The organism is Chryseobacterium paludis (assembly GCF_025403485.1).
GTDB lineage: Bacteria > Bacteroidota > Bacteroidia > Flavobacteriales > Weeksellaceae > Chryseobacterium > Chryseobacterium paludis.
Genome location: NZ_CP099966.1, coordinates 4,838,702 through 4,860,489, shown reverse-complemented (window position 1 = coordinate 4,860,489; position 21,788 = coordinate 4,838,702). Strand labels below are relative to the sequence as shown.

General features: G+C 34.9%; 16 protein-coding genes. 9 read left to right on the top strand and 7 right to left on the bottom strand.

Translation table 11 applies throughout. From position 1 onward, the window contains the following. Positions 1–91: 91 nt before the first annotated feature. On the bottom strand, positions 92–4,759 hold the full coding sequence (gene dnaE, locus NG806_RS22110) for a DNA polymerase III subunit alpha (protein ID WP_261511367.1): 4,668 nt from the start codon (positions 4,757–4,759) through the stop codon (positions 92–94). A gap of 235 nt (positions 4,760–4,994) precedes the next feature. Here dnaE and NG806_RS22105 point away from each other — a divergent pair, with 235 nt between their 5' ends. Continuing rightward, positions 4,995–7,067: an alpha-ketoacid dehydrogenase subunit alpha/beta gene (locus NG806_RS22105; RefSeq protein WP_261511366.1), complete on the top strand. Its 2,073-nt coding sequence runs from the start codon at positions 4,995–4,997 to the stop codon at positions 7,065–7,067. A 228-nt stretch (positions 7,068–7,295) separates the two neighbouring features. Further along, positions 7,296–8,318 (top strand): bestrophin family protein, encoded by a 1,023-nt coding sequence (locus NG806_RS22100; protein ID WP_261511365.1) that lies wholly within the window; start codon positions 7,296–7,298, stop codon positions 8,316–8,318. On the opposite strand, the gene NG806_RS22095 is transcribed toward NG806_RS22100, so the two are convergent. Continuing rightward, positions 8,315–8,773, bottom strand: coding sequence for an Lrp/AsnC family transcriptional regulator (locus tag NG806_RS22095; RefSeq protein ID WP_214826381.1), 459 nt, complete (start codon positions 8,771–8,773; stop codon positions 8,315–8,317). The two genes, NG806_RS22100 and NG806_RS22095, sit on opposite strands and share 4 nt — an antisense overlap. A gap of 145 nt (positions 8,774–8,918) precedes the next feature. Here NG806_RS22095 and NG806_RS22090 point away from each other — a divergent pair, with 145 nt between their 5' ends. After that, positions 8,919–10,148 (top strand): aminotransferase class I/II-fold pyridoxal phosphate-dependent enzyme, encoded by a 1,230-nt coding sequence (locus NG806_RS22090; RefSeq protein WP_261511364.1) that lies wholly within the window; start codon positions 8,919–8,921, stop codon positions 10,146–10,148. Positions 10,149–10,183: 35 nt separating this feature from the next. On the opposite strand, the gene NG806_RS22085 is transcribed toward NG806_RS22090, so the two are convergent. Then, on the bottom strand, positions 10,184–11,188 hold the full coding sequence (locus NG806_RS22085) for a glycosyltransferase (RefSeq protein ID WP_261511363.1): 1,005 nt from the start codon (positions 11,186–11,188) through the stop codon (positions 10,184–10,186). 243 nt (positions 11,189–11,431) lie between these two features. On the opposite strand from NG806_RS22085, the gene NG806_RS22080 reads away from it, so the two are divergent. Continuing rightward, positions 11,432–12,442 carry an SDR family NAD(P)-dependent oxidoreductase gene (locus NG806_RS22080; protein ID WP_261511362.1) on the top strand — a complete coding sequence of 337 codons (1,011 nt, stop codon included), beginning with the start codon at positions 11,432–11,434 and terminating at the stop codon, positions 12,440–12,442. A gap of 42 nt (positions 12,443–12,484) precedes the next feature. Then, positions 12,485–13,291 carry a helix-turn-helix domain-containing protein gene (locus NG806_RS22075; protein ID WP_261511361.1) on the top strand — a complete coding sequence of 269 codons (807 nt, stop codon included), beginning with the start codon at positions 12,485–12,487 and terminating at the stop codon, positions 13,289–13,291. A gap of 3 nt (positions 13,292–13,294) precedes the next feature. Here the strand turns inward: NG806_RS22075 and NG806_RS22070 are convergent, their stop codons facing one another. After that, complete coding sequence (locus tag NG806_RS22070; RefSeq protein WP_261511360.1) at positions 13,295–13,693, bottom strand: branched-chain amino acid ABC transporter substrate-binding protein; 399 nt, start codon at positions 13,691–13,693, stop codon at positions 13,295–13,297. A 95-nt stretch (positions 13,694–13,788) separates the two neighbouring features. Here NG806_RS22070 and NG806_RS22065 point away from each other — a divergent pair, with 95 nt between their 5' ends. Further along, on the top strand, positions 13,789–14,562 hold the full coding sequence (locus NG806_RS22065) for a nuclear transport factor 2 family protein (protein ID WP_261511359.1): 774 nt from the start codon (positions 13,789–13,791) through the stop codon (positions 14,560–14,562). Between the two features lie 33 nt (positions 14,563–14,595). Here NG806_RS22065 and NG806_RS22060 read toward each other — a convergent pair whose 3' ends face one another. Beyond that, positions 14,596–15,765: a THUMP domain-containing class I SAM-dependent RNA methyltransferase gene (locus tag NG806_RS22060; protein ID WP_214826390.1), complete on the bottom strand. Its 1,170-nt coding sequence runs from the start codon at positions 15,763–15,765 to the stop codon at positions 14,596–14,598. Positions 15,766–16,020: 255 nt separating this feature from the next. On the opposite strand from NG806_RS22060, the gene NG806_RS22055 reads away from it, so the two are divergent. Together NG806_RS22055 and NG806_RS22050 are read left to right on the top strand one after the other, a co-directional pair. After that, positions 16,021–16,749 carry an SAM-dependent methyltransferase gene (locus NG806_RS22055; RefSeq protein ID WP_214826391.1) on the top strand — a complete coding sequence of 243 codons (729 nt, stop codon included), beginning with the start codon at positions 16,021–16,023 and terminating at the stop codon, positions 16,747–16,749. After that, complete coding sequence (locus NG806_RS22050) at positions 16,749–17,459, top strand: ZIP family metal transporter (protein WP_214826648.1); 711 nt, start codon at positions 16,749–16,751, stop codon at positions 17,457–17,459. The genes NG806_RS22055 and NG806_RS22050 overlap by 1 nt, the downstream gene beginning before the upstream one ends. 81 nt (positions 17,460–17,540) lie before the next feature. On the opposite strand, the gene NG806_RS22045 is transcribed toward NG806_RS22050, so the two are convergent. Continuing rightward, positions 17,541–18,965 carry an OmpP1/FadL family transporter gene (locus NG806_RS22045; protein ID WP_214826392.1) on the bottom strand — a complete coding sequence of 475 codons (1,425 nt, stop codon included), beginning with the start codon at positions 18,963–18,965 and terminating at the stop codon, positions 17,541–17,543. A 29-nt stretch (positions 18,966–18,994) separates the two neighbouring features. Then, positions 18,995–20,059, bottom strand: a complete 1,065-nt coding sequence (locus NG806_RS22040; RefSeq protein WP_251040499.1) for a prolyl-tRNA synthetase — start codon at positions 20,057–20,059, stop codon at positions 18,995–18,997. Between the two features lie 177 nt (positions 20,060–20,236). On the opposite strand from NG806_RS22040, the gene proS reads away from it, so the two are divergent. After that, positions 20,237–21,712: a proline--tRNA ligase gene (proS, locus tag NG806_RS22035; RefSeq protein WP_214826394.1), complete on the top strand. Its 1,476-nt coding sequence runs from the start codon at positions 20,237–20,239 to the stop codon at positions 21,710–21,712. Positions 21,713–21,788: the final 76 nt, after the last annotated feature.

Sequence of the window (21,788 nt, the reverse complement as noted above, 5' to 3'; positions counted from 1 at the left end):
TTTATTTTTAGAAATATTTTTTTAATATTTTTACTGCAAACAAAAAAAAGTGACCAAAAGCCACTTTTTTATATTATATAATTCTAATAAATTAGTTCAAATAAAATTCATATTTATTGAGTAATTGAATTTCCTTGATAAGGTCTCCATTGAGGTCAACAGAATGTTTCATCGACTGTACTTCAATCTGTGAATCATCATCCATATCCTTAATGTAAAATTTAAACTTCTGATCACCCCTATTTTTATCAAGAACGTTTCTGAAAAACTCCAAATCTTCCGGCCTGAAATCCATTACATCCATTACCAAAGAGATACTTTTTGCAAATCTTTCAAAAGCCTCCTGAAGCTCAATAACATCATTTACATTTACAAAAACCCTTCCGTCTTTTACCTGAGCAAATTTTATTTTAAAGATAACAAAGCGTTGGACTTCCAGTTTTTCTTTCAATTTCATATAATCCCTATCCCCTAACCTAAAAGAATAAGATCCCGAGTAATCTTCCAAAGTAACGAAAGCTACTTTTTCACCACTCCTAAAACCATCCTGAACTCTATATTCTGTGATCAAACCGGCAACTGTATATTCTTTTCCGGCACCACCATTCTCTCTCTCCTTTTGTAAAGTTTTCCAGTCTTTTTTCTTTTCTTCAAATAATTCTTCAGGTTTATTAGCAAAGGCCTGCTCTTTAAAAGCATCCACCTCATCGAGATTTAAAAATCCAAAATTACCTTTTGGTTCAGCTTTTTTAACGACTTCCTCAATTAATTCTTCTTCTCCAGTCAGTAATTCATCAGAAATAATTTCTGCAACATCTACTATTTCATCTGGTGTATCTACCTCAAGAATAGGAACTTCATCTACGACTAATTTTTCGCCTTCATCTTTTTCCAATACCGCTTTTTTAGAAAGCTGCCCCTGTATAAACTGGAACTGATATTTAAATTCATCTAAAGGATGTGCCGAAAGATAGAATCCTATAATTTCTTTCTCCTTATTTAACTTGTGCATATTAGGCCATTCCGGGCAAGGTGCCAATTTGGGTTGCTCGATCTGAACTTCTTCGGCAAAATCAGCAAAAAGAGAATTTTCCATTTCATTTTTACCTTCCTGAAAGCTTTGTCCATATCTTATTAATCTTTCAAGATTTGTCCTTCCAGCCATATCTATATCAAAATACTGACCTCTGTGAAAAGAGCTCAATTCATCAAAAGCACCTGCCAATACTAAACTTTCTGCAACTCTTTTGTTCATTTGAGATGGCAATATTCTTTCAAAGAAATCGTATATATTTTTAAACCTCCCGTTTTCTCTTTCCTTTGTAATTCCTTCACTTGGTCCCTCTCCGATCCCTTTAATCGCTCCTAAACCAAAACGGATCTGACCTTTTTCATTTACTGAAAATTTATACTGAGATTCATTAACGTCAGGACCCAAAACATCAACCCCAATACTCTTACAGTCTTCCATAAACAGCGTAATTGAATCCGTGTTATTAATGTTATTACTCATCACACTCGCCATATACTCCGCCGGATAATTCGCCTTTAAATAAGCAGTATGATAAGCAATTAGAGCATAACAGGTCGAGTGAGATTTGTTAAAGGCATATTCTGCAAAAGCTTTCCAGTCATTCCAGATTTTATTCAGCCTGTCCTCATCAAGGTTATTGATCTTTCCGCCTTCAATGAACTTGGGATACATTTTATTAAGTACATCGATTTGCTTTTTACCCATTGCTTTTCTCAGTGTATCTGCTTCACCTTTGGTAAAGTTCGCCAATTTCTGAGACAGAAGCATTACCTGCTCCTGATACACGGTAATTCCGTATGTTTCTTTTAAATATTCTTCAGTCTCCGGTAAATCATAAACAATCTCTTCAATACCATGCTTTCTATTAATAAAGTTAGGTATATATTTAATAGGACCCGGACGGTATAAAGCGTTCATTGCAATAAGATCGGCAAAAACAGTAGGCTTTAATTCGCGCATATACTTTTGCATTCCGGCACTTTCGTACTGGAAAATACCGATCGTTCTACCTTCTTTAAATAACTGATAGGTCTTAGCATCATCCAAAGGAATGGTATCCGGATCAATATCTACATTATGTCGCTCTTTAACCAATTTTACAGCATCCTTAATAATCGTTAAAGTACGAAGACCCAGGAAGTCCATTTTTAACAATCCTGCGCTCTCTGCAACCGAGTTATCAAACTGTGAAACTAAGATATCAGCATCTTTTGCAGCAATCGTTACCGGAACCAGGTTACTTACATCTTCCGGCGTAATGATAACACCACAAGCATGAATCCCAGTGTTCCTGATACAGCCTTCCATTTTTTTTGCACTCGCAAGAACATCGAAACGAGAATCTTCAGGGCTGTCAAGAATATATCTCATCTCGTCAACGAGCATTTGTTCTTCAGGCTTTAATTTATCATATTTTGCTAAAGCTTTAGCGATATTCATTCCTGGTGTTGAAGGAATTAGCTTTGCAATATTATTGGTTTCTGGAATTGAAACATCCAATACTCTACCGGCATCTTTAATAGCCGATTTACCTCCAAGAACTGAATAGGTAATAATCTGGGCGACCTGACTCTGGCCATACTTCTCAATTACCCATTTAATAACCCTGTCCCTTCCTTCATCATCAAAGTCAATATCAATATCGGGCATCGAAACCCTTTCAGGATTCAGAAATCTCTCAAAAAGGAGATCATACTTAATGGGGTCTACATTGGTAATTCCGATTGTATAAGCAACAGCAGATCCTGCCGCAGATCCCCTTCCAGGACCTACCCAAACTCCCATATTCCGTGCTTCGTTACAAAAATCCTGTACAATAAGGAAATATCCCGGATATCCTGTATTGGCAATTACATCCAATTCAAAATCAAGACGCTCTTTCACATCTGCTGTAATCCCATCCTCACCATATCTCTTTCTTGCTCCTTCATAAGTAAGATGCGTTAAATAAGCCATCTCACCACGCTTTCCTCCATCTATCTCATCTTCAGCATGTATAAACTCTTGTGGGATATCAAACTTCGGAAGTAGTACATCTCTTTTTAAAGTATAGGGGCTGAATTTCGCGAAAAACTCTTCATACGCTTCAAAAGCATCCGGATAAGCTAGAAATGTTTCCTTTATTTCATCACTATTCTTTATATAATATTCACCAGTAGCAAGACCCCTTCTTTTCCCGAAACCCTTTCCAACAGGCGTTGACAGCTTCTCCCCATCTTTGATACAACTTACAATATCCTGAATATTAGAATCATCATTATTAGTATAGAAAGTTTCATTTTGCGCTAAAATTTTCACATTATATTTATCTGCAAAATATAATAAGACTTCATTTAAATGCTCCTCCTCAGGAAGGTTGTGATTTTGAACCTGAACATAAAAATCATCTTCAAAAGTATCTTTCCACCATTTAAAAAGCTCTTCTCCTTTTTGCTCCCCTGTATTTAAAATAGCATTTGGAACATCTCCTAGAATACCGGAAGTAAGAGCAATTAAACCCTCTTTATATTCAGCTATCAATTCGCGGCTTATCCTTGGAACCCCAAAATAAAATCCTTTTAGAAAACCAATACTGGAAAGTTTCGCTAAATTTTTATACCCATTAAAATCTTTAGCAAGCAACACAACTTGCGTTCTTCTATCTGGATCATCTTTCGTAAACTGCTTTTGTTCGTATCGATCAGAGATATAAAATTCACAACCTACAACCGGGATCAAAGGTTCTAAAACAGGTTCCTCTTCATTAAAGGCTTCTCCCTGTTCTTCGGCTTCCTGCTTTTTAGCAAGATATTCTTTATGTTTTTTTGATCGATCTGAATTCGTGGATTCTACAGCTGAAACAAATTTAAAGGCTCCCATCATATTTCCAAGATCCACCATTCCTACGGCTGGGAAATTATCATCGGTCGCCTTTTTGATCAGATCTGAAATACTGGATGTTGCTGATAATGTAGAGAAAACACTATGATTATCAAAGTTGAAATATTTTCCAAGGTCAATTTCATCAATACTTCCAAAATCGGTTTGTTTTTTCTTATTATGAAAATCTGCAACCTGCCTTCTGATTACAATTCCGAAAGGCTTAATAGGATCTGGATATAATGATTTAAAATAAGAAAGCTGATCTTCAGAAATCTTCAAAACCTCCGCAGGAACAATTCCTATCCTCATCATTTCAAAGAAAACCTGAGCTGTAGCATTTACGTCGGCAGCAGCATTGTGAGCTTCATCAAATTTATTTCCATATAATTTTTCATAAAGCTCTTCCAATTTCGGAGGTTTAAACCTCCCTCCTCTTCCTCCTCCAAGCTGACAAAAATTGGTCCCAAGGATCATGGTATCAGCCTTCGGCTTCTCCTGAAGATGGTCATTTATATTTTTTCTGAAAAATTCCGCACCTACTATATTGTAATCAAACTCTACATTGTGTCCCGAAACTACCCTTACTTTTTCCAGAACCTTAGAAAACTCCATAAGAATTTCCTCAAGATCCCTACCTTCTTCATTTGCTATCTTTGTAGTAATCCCGTGGATCCGGGCTGCATTAAAGGGAATATCATAACCTTCAGGTTTAATGATATAATCCTGATTTTCAATTAATGTTCCATCATTATCATGCAATTGCCATGCGATCTGTACCATTCTTGGCCAGTTATCTGAATCTGAAAGTGGAGCATTGAAATTCTTTGGTAACCCTGTGGTTTCTGTGTCAAAAACTAAATACATGTATTTTCTAGCTTTTTAATTAAAAAAGAGAATGTAAAGTTACTCCAATTTTTTTTGTCTTTAATTAGTTTTTTGTGAATTAAGATCAATTTACGACATATATTTTATCCATCAAAATAATAGAATACTCTAAAATTATATTTAATTAATGAAGTAAAAATCTATAAATCAAATAGGTTAATTCAAAATACTAACGATTGTTAGTATTTTGAATTTTTATGTATATTTGCTTCCTATGGAAAATACACTTCACGAGAAAGTTTCTCAGGATATTTTACTTAAAGCTTATACCCATATGATGCTTGCCAAAGCGATGGCAGACATCTACGAAGAAAACAGAAATGTTTGTAAATATGTTCATAGTACTTCAAGAGGTCATGAAGCAATCCAGTTAGCGACAGCTTATCAGTTAAAAAAAGAAGACTGGGTATCTCCTTATTACAGAGATGAAAGTATTCTACTTGGTATTGGTTTTGAACCTTACCAGCTAATGCTACAGCTATTAGCGAAAGCTGATGATCCTTTTTCCGGAGGTAGATCTTATTACTCACACCCTTCGAGTAGAGATGAAAAAATGCCTAGAATTATTCATCAAAGCTCCGCTACGGGAATGCAGACCATTCCAACGACAGGAGTAGCGCAGGGAATAAAATATATTCAGGATTTTAATTTACAAAATTTTGAAAACAACCCTGTTGTGGTATGCAGTCTGGGAGACAATTCAGTAACAGAAGGTGAAGTAAGTGAAGCCTTACAGTTTGCTGCTTTACATCAACTTCCTATCATATTTCTGGTACAGGATAATGAATGGGGAATTTCAGTAACCAAAGAAGAGGCAAGAACGTGTGATGCCTATGATTTTGTTGCAGGATTTACAGGTTTAAGCAGAATGAGAGTGGATGGAACTGACTTTGCAGAAAGTTTCGAGGTAATGAAGAAAGCCGTAGACTTTGTAAGAACTGAAAGAAAACCATTAGTGGTTTGTGCAAAAACGGTACTTATCGGACATCATACTTCAGGAGTTAGAAGAGAATTTTATAGAGATGATGAAGATCTAGAAAAACACAGAGCAAAAGATCCGGGAGAAATCCTTAGAAAACAATTGCTGGAAACTGGAGCTGATGAAGAATTATTAAAACAAATTACCAAGAAAACAAGGTTAGAAGCTGAAGAAGCTTTTGAAAGAGCTCAAAAAGCAGAAGATCCGAAACCTGAAACGGTAATGCAGCATATCTTTGCTCCAACACCAATCGTGGAAGAAGTGGGAACACGTGAGCCTGCGGGTGGAGAAAAAATCGTAATGGTAGATGCTGCTATTCATGCTATCCAGGAATTGATGTGGAAACACCCTGAGGCATTACTTTATGGGCAGGATGTTGGAGAAAGAATCGGTGGTGTTTTCCGTGAGACGGTGACATTAGGAAAAAAATTCGGAAGTAAAAGAGTTTTTAACACGGCTATTCAGGAAGCATATATTATAGGTTCCACAGTTGGAATGAGTGCGGTTGGTTTAAAACCAATTGTTGAAGTTCAGTTTGCAGATTATATTTATCCTGGAATCAACCAATTGATTACAGAAATTTCAAAATCTAATTATTTAAGTAACGGAAAATTTCCTGTAAGCAACATCATTCGTGTTCCGATTGGAGCTTATGGCGGTGGTGGACCTTACCACAGTGGAAGTGTTGAAAGTATATTAGCCAATATTAAAGGAATTAAAATAGCCTATCCAAGTAATGCAGCTGATTTTAAAGGTTTATTAAAAGCAGCTTATTATGATCCGAATCCAGTAATCATGTTGGAGCATAAAGGTTTATACTGGAGTAAAGTTCCGGGAACTGAAGATGCAAAAACGATAGAACCTGCAGAAGACTATATCTTACCATTTGGAAAAGGAAAAGTAATTATTGAAGCTGAGAAAGACGAAATATCTAAAGGCAGAACATTATTAGTTGTAACCTATGGAATGGGAGTTTATTGGGCTAAAGAAGCTGCTAAAAACTTTAACGGAAGAATTGAAGTAATCGATCTGAGAACAATAATTCCTCTCGATGAAGAGCTTGTTTTTGAAAGAGTAAAAGCCCATGGAAAGTGTATTGTTCTTACTGAAGAGCAGATCAACAATTCATTTGCAGAAGCTTTTGCACATCGTATTTCTAAAAATTGCTTCAAATATCTTGATGCCCCTGTAGAAACAATGGGATCTTTAAACACCCCAGCAGTGCCTATTAATCTTATCTTGGAAAAAGAAATGCTTCCAAACGCCGAAAAGTTAGCGAAGAAAATTGAAGAAATGTTACAACATTAAATTTTATCTACAATATATAACCTCTAAATATTTAGAGGTTTTTTTATGCATTTTTTTAATAATTTTAATATATATTTATGCATATTATTTAATTATGAAGCATTAAAACAGAAAAAAATTTAATAAATACCATTTAATTCTATTTTAACATCAATAAATAAGTCAATACCTTATGCAACTTGGTATTTATTTTGCTCCAGACACCCTCAGTAAAAACACATCCCTTTTATGATCACAACAAAGTATTTTAATTATAAACAAGTTTTACATTTGGCAGGTGCCCATTTGATATGGCTTACATGCTGGTGTACCTTAGTGGTAGCGCTTTTTTATTTTTTTGACTGGGAATGGATGGTCATTCCATGGATTCCGGTAGCTTTAGTAGGAACTGCGGTAGCTTTTTTTGTTGGTTTCAAAAACAATCAGGCTTATGATAGGCTTTGGGAAGCCAGAAAAATATGGGGAAGCATTGTGAATTCCAGCCGATCATTTAGTTCTATGATATATGCTTTTACTACTGAAAATGGAGACTCAGACCGTTTGAATATAAAAAGAAAGGAAATAGTGTACCGCCATATTGCATGGCTTTACACTTTCCGTGAACAGTTGTTAGTTCCTACAGAATGGGAACACATTAGCCTGACCAGACATTTCGGAGCCGTTAATCAAAAACGTCACAGGCTTATAAAAGCAGGATTTCCTGATTATGGCAGAACTTTACTTTTTCAAAGGAAATACCTGTCTGAAGAAGAATTCAATTTACAATCAGAGTATAAAAATTTTGCAACCTACCTCATTTCAAAACAGGCAAAAGAAATCAATGATTTAAAGAATAACAATTACATTTCGGATTTTAACCAGATGCAGCTTCAGACCTGCCTTAATGAATTTTATGAACATCAAGGGAGAGCGGAGAGAATAAAAAAATTTCCATCACCAAGACAATTTGCAAATACGGGATTTATCCTTATTGTTATTTTTATTATACTCCTTCCATTGGGTTTAGTAAATGAATTTGCAAGATTAGGTGTTTGGGGACTATGGACCTGTATCCCTTTCTGTGTTGTTGTCGGATGGCTTTATATTGTTATGGAATTAGTGGGAGACTATTCTGAAAACCCTTTTGCCGGACTGATGTTTGATATTCCAATGCTTTCCATTTGCCGAACAATAGAAATCGATCTACTACAAATGATGGGTGAAGAAGATCTTCCAGATCCTATCTTATCAAAACAAGGAGTTTTAGTCTAAAGAATAACGGCTGTTGTATTTTTCACTTCAGAAATCATAAAGGAGCTGTGTGTACTTGCTATGTGCTGTAAAGTGGTCAGTTTCGTCAACATAAAGTTGCGGTAATCCGCCATATCCTGTACACAAATTTTAAGAATATAATCGTAGTCACCACTTACGTGAAAGCATTCTGTAACTTCCTGCAAGTCCATTACCTCTTTTTCAAATTGTAAAACATATTCTTTTTTATGCTGAATAAGTTTTACATGGCATAATACCATAAAATCGCGCTCAATTTTATGCTTATCAAGTAATGCTACATATTTGGAAATAACACCTGTATTTTCAAGTTTTCGAATACGCTCATACACTGCAGTAACTGATAAACCTAGTTTATAGGACAGCTCTTTGGTCGTTTGCTTGGAATCTTCCTGTAAAAACAGCAACAGTTTTCTATCAATTTCATCAAAGCTCATAGATTTTTTTTTGGAAAAAGTTTATATTATTCAAATATAACAAACATATTTTCTAATATAATAATAAATAATAGATTTATATTCTAATATTTAAATATTTCATTGTAATAAAACTTAAAATAGTTCAAATTTAAAAACAAAAAATATGAAAGATTTTAATGCAGCAAATGAGATACAGGATTTGCAGTACTTTGGGGAATTTGGTGGAGTAAATCCTTCAATTTCTGACAGTTCTACATATACGTTTCTTTCCGCTAAAACGATGTTCGATACTTTCGAAGGGAATGCAGAAGGATGCTATTTATATTCAAGACATTCTTCTCCGATGAATCTCTACCTTGCACAAGCTTTAGCTAAATTGGAAAATACCGAAGCTGCTAATGTTACTGCTTCCGGTATGGGAGCTATTACTTCTGTTCTTTTACAGATATGTAAAAGTGGTGATCATATTATTTCCAGCAGAACTATATATGGTGGGACTTATGCATTTCTCAAAAATTTTCTTCCTCCTTTTAATATCGAAACTACCTTCTTAGATATCAATAATTTTGAATCTATTGAAAATTCTATACAGCCAAACACTAAAGTTATCTATTGTGAAAGTGTAAGCAATCCGCTTCTTGAGGTTGCAGATTTGAGAAAACTTTCCGAAATCTGTAAAAAACACAACCTAAAACTGATCGTTGATAACACTTTTTCACCGCTTTCAATTTCTCCAACTTTACTTGGTGCTGATATAGTGATTCACAGTTTAACTAAATTTATCAACGGAAGCAGTGATACAGTAGGTGGTGTTTATTGTGGAACACAGGAATTCATTAATGACACGAAAAACGTAAATAACGGTGCGTGTATGCTTCTCGGTCCCACAATGGACAGTTTCCGTTCGGCAAGTATTTTAAAAAATCTGAGGACGCTTCATATCCGAATGAAACAGCATAGTTATAATGCCCAATATCTGGCTGAAAGATTCGAAAAGGATGGATTAAAAGTTTCTTATCCTGGATTACCTTCTCATAAAAACCATGAACTGATGAAAAGCATGATGTATGAAGAATACGGATTTGGAGGACTGATGACTTTAGATGCTGGAACTACTGATAAAGCAAACGAATTGATGGAACTCATGCAACAGGAAAATCTTGGTTATTTAGCAGTTAGTTTAGGGTTCTACAAAACATTATTCTCATGCTCGGGTAGTTCGACTTCTTCTGAAATTCCTGAAGAAGAACGTACTGCAATGGGAATCTCTGATGGATTAATCAGATTCTCAATTGGCCTGGACCATGATATTGAAAGAACATATCAAAAAATGAAAGAATGTATGCTAAGAACAGGCGTTCTACACCACCATGAAAACACATCCATATACTAATTATCGTAATAAGTGCTGTTGAATTTCAACAGCATTTATTTTTTATGATAATGTTTTGGAAATGCGTCTTCCGGTTTCATTCTGAAAATATTCAATAGAATCCAGGATTTTAAAAATCCATATCCATATGAAAACATCTGAACATAAGTAGAAATTACTGCCATTCCTGCAATACTTATATTTTTTGTAACCAATAATGCATGGAAGAAAACCAAAAAAGTATATAAACCATAAAAGGCAAGAATAATTCCTCTTCCGAGTAAAAAATATTCGATAAATCCAAAAATATAACCTAATAAAAATAGACTTGGAAAAGCAAATGAAATTTTCACGTAATTAGGATGTCTCTGATTAAGAATGGGTCTTGCACAACCAAACTGAAATACCTGCTTGGAAAATTTTCCAAAATCTACTCTACGTTTATGATACACTGCAATATTATTAAAGAAAGCTGTTGTAAAACCATTTTCCCAAAGTGTCATTGAAAGATCCGGATCCTCTCCTATTCTCATTTCAGAGAAACCACCTACTTTATCAAACACCTCTTTTTTCACTCCCATATTGAAACTGCGAGGCTGGAACTTGGAAACGGCTTTTTTATTTCCACGAATACCACCTGTTGTAAAAACAGAGGTCATAGAATATGAAATAGCTTTTTGCATTAGATTAAACCCTTTATGCGCTTTGTCAGCACCACCAAATGCATCACAAGGAATCTCCAGGATATCTTTCTTAATATTTTCTATATATTCCTTTTCAACAATAACATCACTATCAACAAAAACCAGCCACTCATTTTCTGCTCTTTTTGCGCCAAAATTTCTCGACAAACCAGGTCCAGAGTTGTCTTTTCTGAAATATTTGATCAATAACATTTCTTCGAAATTCCTTATGGTTGGCTTGAGATCTATTAAAGAGCCATCATCGACAACAATAATTTCAAACGCTCTATCAGTTTGCTGAGTCAAGGAGTTTAACAATTCAAAAAGTTCATCTTTTCGATTGAATATGGCGATAACGATGGAAATTGTAGGTTTCAAGTTGAAAATTTGTCAAAATTAACCATTCATAAAAGAATTTACAAACAGTTTAACAGGTATTCACCGAAATTAACACTTTAAGGCAAAATAACCTTTAATTATAACCGTATTCTCAATATAACGGGGTCTTTTAATTTTTTAAATTCTTAGATATGAAATTTTAAACAAAGTAAATTGACAGTTTAAACAAAACAAAGATCATGTGCCTGATCTAAATTTGTATCAACAATTAAAGATAAAAAAATGATACAAAACAAAAATCTACAGAATCCAATCTATTCAGGCTTCAATGCAAAATCTACCAGTGAGGATGTGATTAAAGGAATTGATCTTTCCGAAAAAACAGTTATTATTACAGGTGGCTATGCCGGTATTGGTTTAGAAACAACAAAGATATTGGTTTTGGCCGGTGCCAGGGTAATTGTTCCAGCGAGAGACATTGAAAAAGCTACAAAAAACTTAGCTGGAATACAAAATATTGAAATAGAATTATTGGACTTAATAGATCCCAATTCTATTGATGCATTTGCAGAGAAATTCATTTCTTCAGGGAGAAAGCTCGATCTGTTGATCAATAATGCAGGAATTATGTGGGTTCCATTACGCAGAGACAGCCGTGGAATAGAGTCACAACTAGCTACAAACTATTTAGGACAATTTCATCTTACAGCAAAATTATGGCCAGCACTTAAAAAGGCTAATGGGGCAAGAGTAATTAATGTCTCATCTTATGGACACCAAATGTCACCTTTTAATTTTGAAGATCCAAACTTTGAAAACCGCGAATACCAAACATTACTGGGATATGGACAATCAAAAACGGCAAGTAATCTTTTTGCTGTAGAGCTGGATTCAAGAGGTAAAGCCTATAATGTAAGAGCCTATTCTTTACATCCTGGATCTGTTTATGGAACTGATTTGGGCAGAGAAGAGCCTATTGAACTTTATAAACAAATGGGAACTCATGATGCTGATGGAAATATAAAACCTGAAGTTGAAGCCAAATTAAAAACCATTCCACAGGGAGCGGCGACTACCATTTGGTGTGCAACAAGTCCCTTACTAGATAACATTGGCGGTGTATACTGTGAAAATTGTGATATTGCAGAAATAGACCATGGACAGATTGAACACAGATTTGATGAACCTTCAACAATTAGAGGAGTTCAATACTATTCTCTGGATCAAGAAAATGCAAAACGATTGTGGGAATTCAGCGAAGAAATGATTGGAATTCAGTTTAATGTTGATTAATATTTTTTTTATGAATAATTTTGTTAGTGAAAACTAAAATCAATGGATTTTCATATTAAGTATATTACACCGGATATCAAACTTTCTTCTTATGAAGATAAGCTCTTCAAAACGGAAACCGTTTTTGAGTTTCATATGCTAGTATGGTTTATATCCGGTGAAACAAAAATTATCCAGGCTGATCGCTCTTATCACTTTACATCAGGAGATATCTTTCTTATTCCAAGAAATCAATTAGCTACGATTATTAACTATCCAAAAGATGGACGTCCTCATAAAGCTGTGGTCATGCATCTCACTACAGAACGCTTAAAACAGTTCTACTCATCAATTGATACAGAACAATCTATTATCAGAAAAGAACCTCGAATTTTCAGTTTCAGCAATCATCCCTTATTAGAAAGCTGCCTGGCTTCTCTTATTCCTTATTTTGAGATGACACAGCCTTTTCCGGAAAATATTGCGTCATTAAAAATCATGGAATCGATTAGTATCCTAAGGGAAATCAATCCAGATATTGACACCGTGTTAGCCAATTTTGAGGAACCTGGAAAGATCAATCTGGTTGACTTTATGGAGAAAAATTACATGTTCAACATGCCACTTGAAAGATTCGGATATCTCACGGGTAGAAGCTTATCAACCTTCAATCGGGATTTCAGAAAGACCTTTAAAACCACACCTCAACGTTGGCTTACCCATAAACGCTTAGAATTGGCTCATTATCACCTTGCCGAAAAGAATAAAAAACCAACGGATGTTTTTATGGAAGTCGGTTTCGAAGATTTATCACATTTCTCTTATGCTTTTAAAAAGCAATATGGTTATGCACCATCCATGATAAGGTAGTTATCAAAATAAACCTGATTTAAAGTAGACAACCAATAGTAAAGCCGTTGAAAAAAGGATCAAAGAGAAGCAGAAAAATAACATAGAAAAGAAACTTCTGAAATAAAACAAAGTCAACACATGCAAGATGAAACAACATGCAGACGCCATTAAAACAGCAATCAGAGTAGCAATGACAGTAACTTGAAAAGTATTCTCATAAGATAAGGAATTGCTAAAAACAATAAACAATAATAGAAAACCGGCTAAAGCTAAACCAGTGCTTATCCATTCTATTGCAAATTCAGTTTTTTTCCTTTTTATAATGCTTTTCTCATCTTTCCATTCTGGAACTGATGAATCACTCAATAGATTCAGCGCATCAAGAACAACCTCTACAACTTCAAAAATATTCCAAGACATAGATTAATTTTAAATCAAGTGAATTTCAACAAAAATAGAAATTTTAGTTCAAAAAAAATCCTCATATTCGTAATCAGAATATTCAACCTTAAATAATGAAAAACTATATCTTCACGCTGTTCATCTTAATTTCACCATTCCAAATTTTATCTGCTCAAAACAATGAAGCCCTCATAAAAGAAGCAATAAAAAGTGACAGTTTATTCTGGACAGCTTACAACAAATGTAATGTTAGCGAAATGATGCGTTTCATTCCCAATGATGTAGAATTTTATCACGATAAAGGCGGTATAACGAAAGGGGCTTCTAATTTAGAGATCACTTTTCAAAGAAATCTATGCGGTAATAAAGACTTCCGATTAAGAAGGGAGGCTATTGATAAAACGGTTCAGACTTTTCCAATGAAAAAAGATGATAAACTTTACGGCTTGATTATTTCTGGTGACCATTATTTCTATATCAATGAAACTGGTAAAAAAGAATTTCGCGATGGTTTAGCAAAATTTACTGATCTGTGGATATTGGAAAATGGAGCTTGGAAAATGTCACGGGTCTTAAGCTATAACCATGGTCCCGCTCCTTATCTAAATGAAAGAAAAGAAGTGAAATTAAGTTCCGAGATTTTAAAAATATATAACGGAAAATACAACAGTGCTAAAAACGGTGTTATTTCTATAGAAACTCAAAATTCCGTTTTAAATCTGGTTGCCGGAGGTAAAACACTTGTACTTTATCCCGAAATCCCAAACAAATTTTTCGCTAAAGAAAGAGACCTTATTTTCGAATTTATAAAGGAAAAAAATAAGGTTATAAAAATGAACGTTTACGAGAATGGAAACCTTCTAGAAGAAGATAAGAAAATTGAATAATTAAAAAGCCTTCCAAAATTTGGAAGGCTTTTTTTAATCATTATTATTTTCCAGTTTATGTACTTTTTTAGTTCCTTCATACATCTCATACTGTAAAAATCTCGTTTCCAATTTTCCATTGTATAGCTTGATTTTTCTGGATGGGCGAAGACCTATTTTCTTCACAGCCTCAAGATCCGAAGAAATCAGCCATGCTAAAGTATTTGGATAATGGGTCTTAAAGGTATCTCCTATCTTCTTATAGAAATCATCATCATTAATCGAGATCCTTTCATCATAAGGCGGATTGAAAACCATTAGTAAAGGGAAAAGCTCTTTCTTAGATTCGAAAAAATCTTGTCTTTTAACCTCAATAACATCTTCCATTTCAGCGGCTTCAATATTTACAGCGGCAGCATTTAACATTCTACCATCAATATCGTACCCTACAATTTTTCCATGAAATTCCCTTACTCTGTTTACTCTGAACTCTCTGATCTTTGTAAATAAATCAGCATCGTAGTTACTCCAGTTTTGGAATGCAAATCTTCTTCTGAAGATCTGTGCAGGAAGATCTAAAGCAATCATTGCAGCTTCAATCAAAAGGGTTCCGGAACCACACATCGGATCAAGGAAATTTCCTTTCCCATCCCAACCTGCAAGTTGAAGCATTCCACTGGCCAATACCTCATTGATAGGTGCTTCACCCTGTTCTTTTCTATATCCTCTTTTGAATAAAGGATCACCAGAAGAATCCAGAGAAATGGTAACCAATTCTCTGTCAATATGCAGGTGAAATTTAATATCCGGGCTTTTCGTTTCTATATTGGGACGTTTTTTAAATTTTTCCTGAAAGTAATCCACAATAGCATCTTTCATCTTCAGGGTGACAAACTGTGAATGCTTAAATGTTTCAGAATTTACCGTTGAATCAATTGCAAATGATTGATCTACATCCATAAACTGCTCCCATTCTATTTTAAAAAGCTTATCATAGAACTGGTGTTGATTAAAAGCTTTAAATTCCAAAACAGGTACTAAGATTTTTAATGCCGTTCTTGCCGAATAATTGATCTTATAAAGGAACCCTAAATCTCCTTCACAGTTTACTGCACGGTTTTTAACCTCAACATTTCTCCCGCCTAATTTTTTAATTTCTTCAGCTAAGATCTGCTCCAATCCGAAGAAAGTTTTTATCTGAATTTTTATATTTTCTGTATCCATATATTATTATCAACCTGATTACCAACCATCATAGCTGGAGCTCAAGATTTTATCTTTAGTATTAAAATAAATGCACTGTCTCTCTCTCTTTTTCATTAAAGAACCGATAATCTTTGGCACCTCAAATGAGCAAGTGGACAAGATCGTTTTTCTCTATTATTTCGTTTCAATTTATAAATCCTTTAAAATTAAACATTTACTTTAATAAAAGGACTTAATTGTTTTTTAGACTGCAAATTTAGTTATTTTTGCATTATGGAATGGTTTGAATCTTGGTTTGATACCCCTTATTATCATTTGCTCTATAGTAACAGGGACTATACAGAAGCAGAAAACTTTATAACGAAGCTCACAGAGAGTCTTCAGCTGCCACCTTCTGCTAAAATTATTGACTTAGCTTGTGGAAAAGGAAGGCATTCTGTTTTTCTTAATAAATTAGGATATGATGTTTTGGGACTTGACCTATCCCGACAAAGTATAGAATTCGATAAACAATTTGAAAATCAAACCCTTCTTTTTGACGTTCACGACATGAGAAACCCTATTGATGCTGATCCTATGGATGCCGTTTTCAATTTATTTACAAGTTTCGGATATTTTGATCAGGAGAATGATGATAAAAAGGTATTTCAATCCGTATATTCTATTTTAAAACCCGGAGGTTATTTCGTTTTAGATTATTTAAATGAGCAATATGTAAGGAATAAAATAGTTCCGGAATCTTTAATCAATCGGGGAGACATTGATTTTAAAATTCTCAAGAAAATTGAGGGCAGACATATCATTAAAGACATCCGCTTTGAGGCTGATGGAAAGCCATATCATTTCTTTGAAAAAGTAAAATTGCATACGTTGGATGCTATCAATTCTTATGCTTCGGAATGTGGATTTGAGAGAATAAAAATATGGGGCGATTATCAGCTTAATGATTTTAATAAAGAAGTTTCACCACGTTGTATCAATTTATTTAAGAAAAAAGCATGATTATAGTTTTCTTACTGATTTTAAGTGTAATTGCTGGGGTATTCCTTGGAAAGCATTTTGGTAAAAAAGAAAAACTGGCAAAAAATCTTTTGATTTTAAGTGCCGGGTTTCTGATTACCATTTGTCTGAATGAGGTATTTCCACAAGTTTATACTTCCGAAAAAAGCAGTAGTATTGGTATTTTCGTTATCCTAGGAGTTTTATTACAAATGGTCCTTGAAGCTTTAACTAAAGGCTTCGAACATGGTCATTTTCATCATCATAGTGAGCACAATATACTTCCTGTAGCATTAATGGTTGGGTTATTTGTTCATGCTTTTATAGAAGGAATTCCTTTAGCTAATGAAAAGGTTGTTTTATCACCCTATCTTTTAGGTATTGTTTTTCACAATATCCCTATTTCTTTTATTTTAGGTGCCTTTTTATTTAACAGAAAAGAAGGCCAGAGCAAGTCATTGTATCCTACATACCTGATTATAGCACTATTCGCTCTTGCTTCACCCCTGGGAATGTTATTAGGTAATTATTTCAATCCTGATCTACAGCCTTATTTTCTGGCTATTGTAGGTGGTATATTTCTACATATTTCGTCAGTGATTATTTTTGAGAGTAACAAAAATCACAATATTGACTGGACAAAAATAGGCTTGGTGATTGTGGGTGTTTCTTTAGCCCTTATCATGCATCTCTCCCATTCTCATACTCATTAATTGAAAATTTATATGTAAAAAATAAGCTCCGAATTAAAAATTCGGAGCCTCAATTTAATCACTCACTACACAATCCGGAAATTAGAATTTCCAGCCGACTGTTAGAAAGAAGTTACTTCTGGTATTTTTTACATTAGAAACCACAGATGTTGGTGTACTAACATCGAAGTCTCCTGAGTAGTATCCTGTTCCATTATCGGCACTGCCTCTTAGAAAAGGATTATTGTATTTAGAACTTACATTTTGGTAAGCCGCATCTACATAAATGTTGCCAAAATCATATCCTATACCTGCTCCGATAGTATTTCTCTCACCTAAGATCAAATTACTATAATTATTATCTCCTGCAACTCCGGCATTGGAATAAGAATTAATTGTGATCGCATCAAAAGGACTTGAGGCATATGAATATCCACCTCTCAGTCTAAATGCTTTGATTCTGTATTCTGCTCCAACTTTTACCTCTGATAGATTTTTATAGTTATCATTAAAGAAAGAATTTAGCTCTCTTTCTGCAGCACCTTGTACTTCATATTTAGGTTTCGTTAAACCTAAAGTATAGTCTACGTTGATCGCAAAGTTTTTATTTGGAACAAAAGCTCCACTCACTGTTGCTTTCATTGGTGATCTGAAATTTCTGTCTTCAACATAGTTGTCATAGTAAATTCCATCATTTCCATCAGAATATTCACGGAAAACTCTATCAATATTCCACCATGTTGGTGTTTCAATTGCTGCTCCCAATCTAAACTGGTTGCTTAGTTTTCCTATAACCCCTACTGTCGCTGAAAAACCACTCGATTTTTCAGAAAAAGGACTATACTGCTTATCAAATGAATTTACGGAATTATCTAAATTAAGACCAAATAGCGCACTGTCATATTGATCTATCTCAGCATAATGCATATTGATACTCGCTCCTACATACAATGAATTGTTATAGTTGGCACCAACACCAAGATTGAATTTGGTCTGATTTCCATATCTGTTATAAGCATGTCCCTGGTAAGACATATTTCCAATAACTGCATTTCCATTAGAATCGACCAGATTCTTAGGAATTATAATATTCCCATTCCCGGGGCTCTCAACATAATCTTCAATAGATTGCGTAGAGATATTGGCTCCGATATTAATAAATTTCCAAGCTGATTCAGTCATCAATGGGATTGTTGCCACACCACCAGCATTACCAAGGGTAAATTTATCTATCTTATAATTTATTGAAGATCCATTCAGAGAACTTGTATTCTTATTATTACTAAGAAACAAAGTTGCTGAAACATCACCTGCAATAGCAACACCTAATCCCGCTGGGTTGGTCATCAATGAAGTAGCATCACCTCCTAAAGCTCCGTTGGAACCAGCCATCGCATTGAACTTTGATGAACCAATCATTGGAGTATTAGAATAAACATCAATTGAATTTCTGATCGTAGAGATATCCTGCGCCTGTGCAAAATAGGCTACAGCAATACTCATTACTACTAACGATTTTTTTAACATTATTTTTTGAATAGTTTATTAAGTTGAAATTACCTACCACCAGATCTGAAACCGCCGCCTCCGCCGCCGCCAGATCTAAATCCGCCTCCGCCGCCAGAAGATCCACCTCTAAATCCACCTCCGCTTGAACCGGAATTAAATCCTCCGGATCTAAATCCGTTATCATTGGATCTAAAGCCACTATCATTTCTAGGTTGGTTATTATAATTTGGTCTAGGATTATTCTGAGTATTCATATTTGGATTACGGAAACCTGAGTTATTATTTCTAAATCCGCCATTGTTACCGTTCGTATTTCCGCTTCTAAATCCTGAATTATTATTTCTGAATCCGCCACTGTTACCATTCGTATTATTTCTGAACCCTGAATTATTGTTTCTAAATCCTGAGCTGTTATTTCTAAAAGCTGAATTAGCTATATTATTTCTATATGCTGATCCATTACTTCCGTTATATCCGTTAGTAAGTCCATATCCAAGTCTTCCATTGGCGCCACTTCTTCTATAAGCAGGTCTGTTGTAGTATCCACTACCCCAGTATCCGCCACCCCAACCCCAATAAGGGTTTCCGTAGTAACCGCCATAATAGCCGCCACCCCAGAAAGGGTCATAGAATCCGCCATATCCCCAATAAGGATAACCGCCCCATCCCCATGAGCCTCCCCAACCCCATGAGCCTCCCCAGCCAAAGGACATACCGAAACCTCTGTTCCAGCCCCAGTATGGGCTATAACCACCATACCAACCCCAAGGTGAACCCCAAGAGTTGTCATAGTAATTGGTTTGAGCTCCTGCAAAAGCACCCCAGTCAGAGTCTGTTGCATTGGTGTTCCATGAATCTCCACCCCAAGTGCTGTACCTGTTATCCTGATCTTTAGAATTCGTTTCTGCATTTTGGATAACGTTTGAATCCTGGTAGTAGTCATAATCTTCTCCTACTCTATTTCCGCCATTAATGATTACTCCTTCTGGAAGTGTGTCTTTATTGGGATCATAATAAACCCCATCGGTCTCGCTGTACCCACCCATTTGAGCACCACAAGACATCAGTAGTAATCCACTTGATATTGCTAAAACGCCTTTGGATTTTAGCATACCAAATAAATTTTTATGTATATTTTTTTTCATGATAACGTAAAAATTTTTAAATTAAATTATATTTGCAATGTGTACCAAAAATGTACCAAACATCGGCTTAAAAATCTATCAAAAATAGATTTTTATTTTTAGATAACAATAATGTTAAAAAGTTAAAAAAATTTAAAAAAAATAATGGCAAAATTAACCTCAAGAAGCGAAGATTACAGCAAGTGGTATAACGAGTTAGTTGTGAAAGCAGATTTGGCTGAAAACTCAGGGGTGCGTGGAAGTATGGTTATTAAACCATATGGATATGCAATCTGGGAAAAAATGCGTGATGAAATGGATAGAAAATTCAAAGAAACAGGTCACGTTAATGCTTATTTCCCTCTATTTATACCCAAAAGCTTATTTGAAGCTGAAGAGAAAAATGCAGAAGGTTTTGCAAAAGAATGTGCCGTTGTTACTCACTACAGGTTAAAAACTGACCCTGATAATCCTCATAAGCTGATTGTAGATCCTGATGCTAAGTTAGAGGAAGAACTTATTGTTCGCCCAACTTCAGAAGCGATTATTTGGAACACCTATAAAAGCTGGATTCAATCTTACAGAGATTTACCATTACTGATCAACCAATGGGCAAATGTTGTACGATGGGAAATGAGAACCCGTTTATTTTTGAGAACCTCTGAATTCTTGTGGCAGGAAGGGCACACTGCTCACGCTACAAAAGACGAAGCAGTAGAGGAGGCAGAAAAAATGAATAAAGTATATGCAGATTTTGCAGAGAACTTTATGGCTATGCCTGTAGTTCAGGGATTAAAAACACCATCTGAGAGATTTGCAGGAGCTGATGAGACATATTGTATTGAGGCATTAATGCAAGATGGAAAAGCTCTTCAGGCAGGTACTTCCCACTTTTTAGGTCAAAATTTTGCAAAAGCATTTGACGTAAAATTCACGAATAAAGAAGGAAAAATAGAACATGCATGGGCAACATCTTGGGGAACATCTACCCGTTTGATGGGAGCTCTTATCATGACTCACTCTGATGATTTCGGATTGGTATTACCTCCTACTTTAGCACCTATTCAGGTTGTTATTGTTCCTATCTTTAAAGGAGAAGAGCAATTAGAACAGATCAGTGAAGTGGCTTTGGATATCCAGGCTAAACTGAAGGCAAAGGGTATTTCCGTTAAATTTGATAATGATACTCAAAATAAACCAGGTTGGAAATTTGCTGAATACGAATTAAAAGGTGTTCCTATCAGAATTGCAATTGGTCCAAAAGATTTAGAAAACAAATCCGTTGAAATAGCAAGAAGAGACAATCTTACCAAAGAAGCTCATTCTATTGAAGGATTAGATTCTTATATTGACGATTTATTAAAAACCATTCAGAAGGATCTTTATACTAAAGCTCTTAGTTTCAGAGAGAATAATTTGACTAAAGTAGATTCTTATGAAGAGTTTAAAAAGGTTCTTGAAGAAAAAGGTGGATTTATCTATGCGCATTGGGATGGAACAGAGGAAGAAGAAGAACAAATAAAGGAAGAAACGAAGGCTACTATCAGATGTATTCCTCAAGATGACGATATAGAAGAAGGCGTTTCGTTGATTTCTGGAAAGCCATCAAAAAGACGGGTACTGTTCGCTAAAGCATACTAATAATTTAAATCATTTGCAAAAAAAGCGTTGAAATTCAAATAAATATTTAAAAAAATTGACATTTGGACAGATTTTT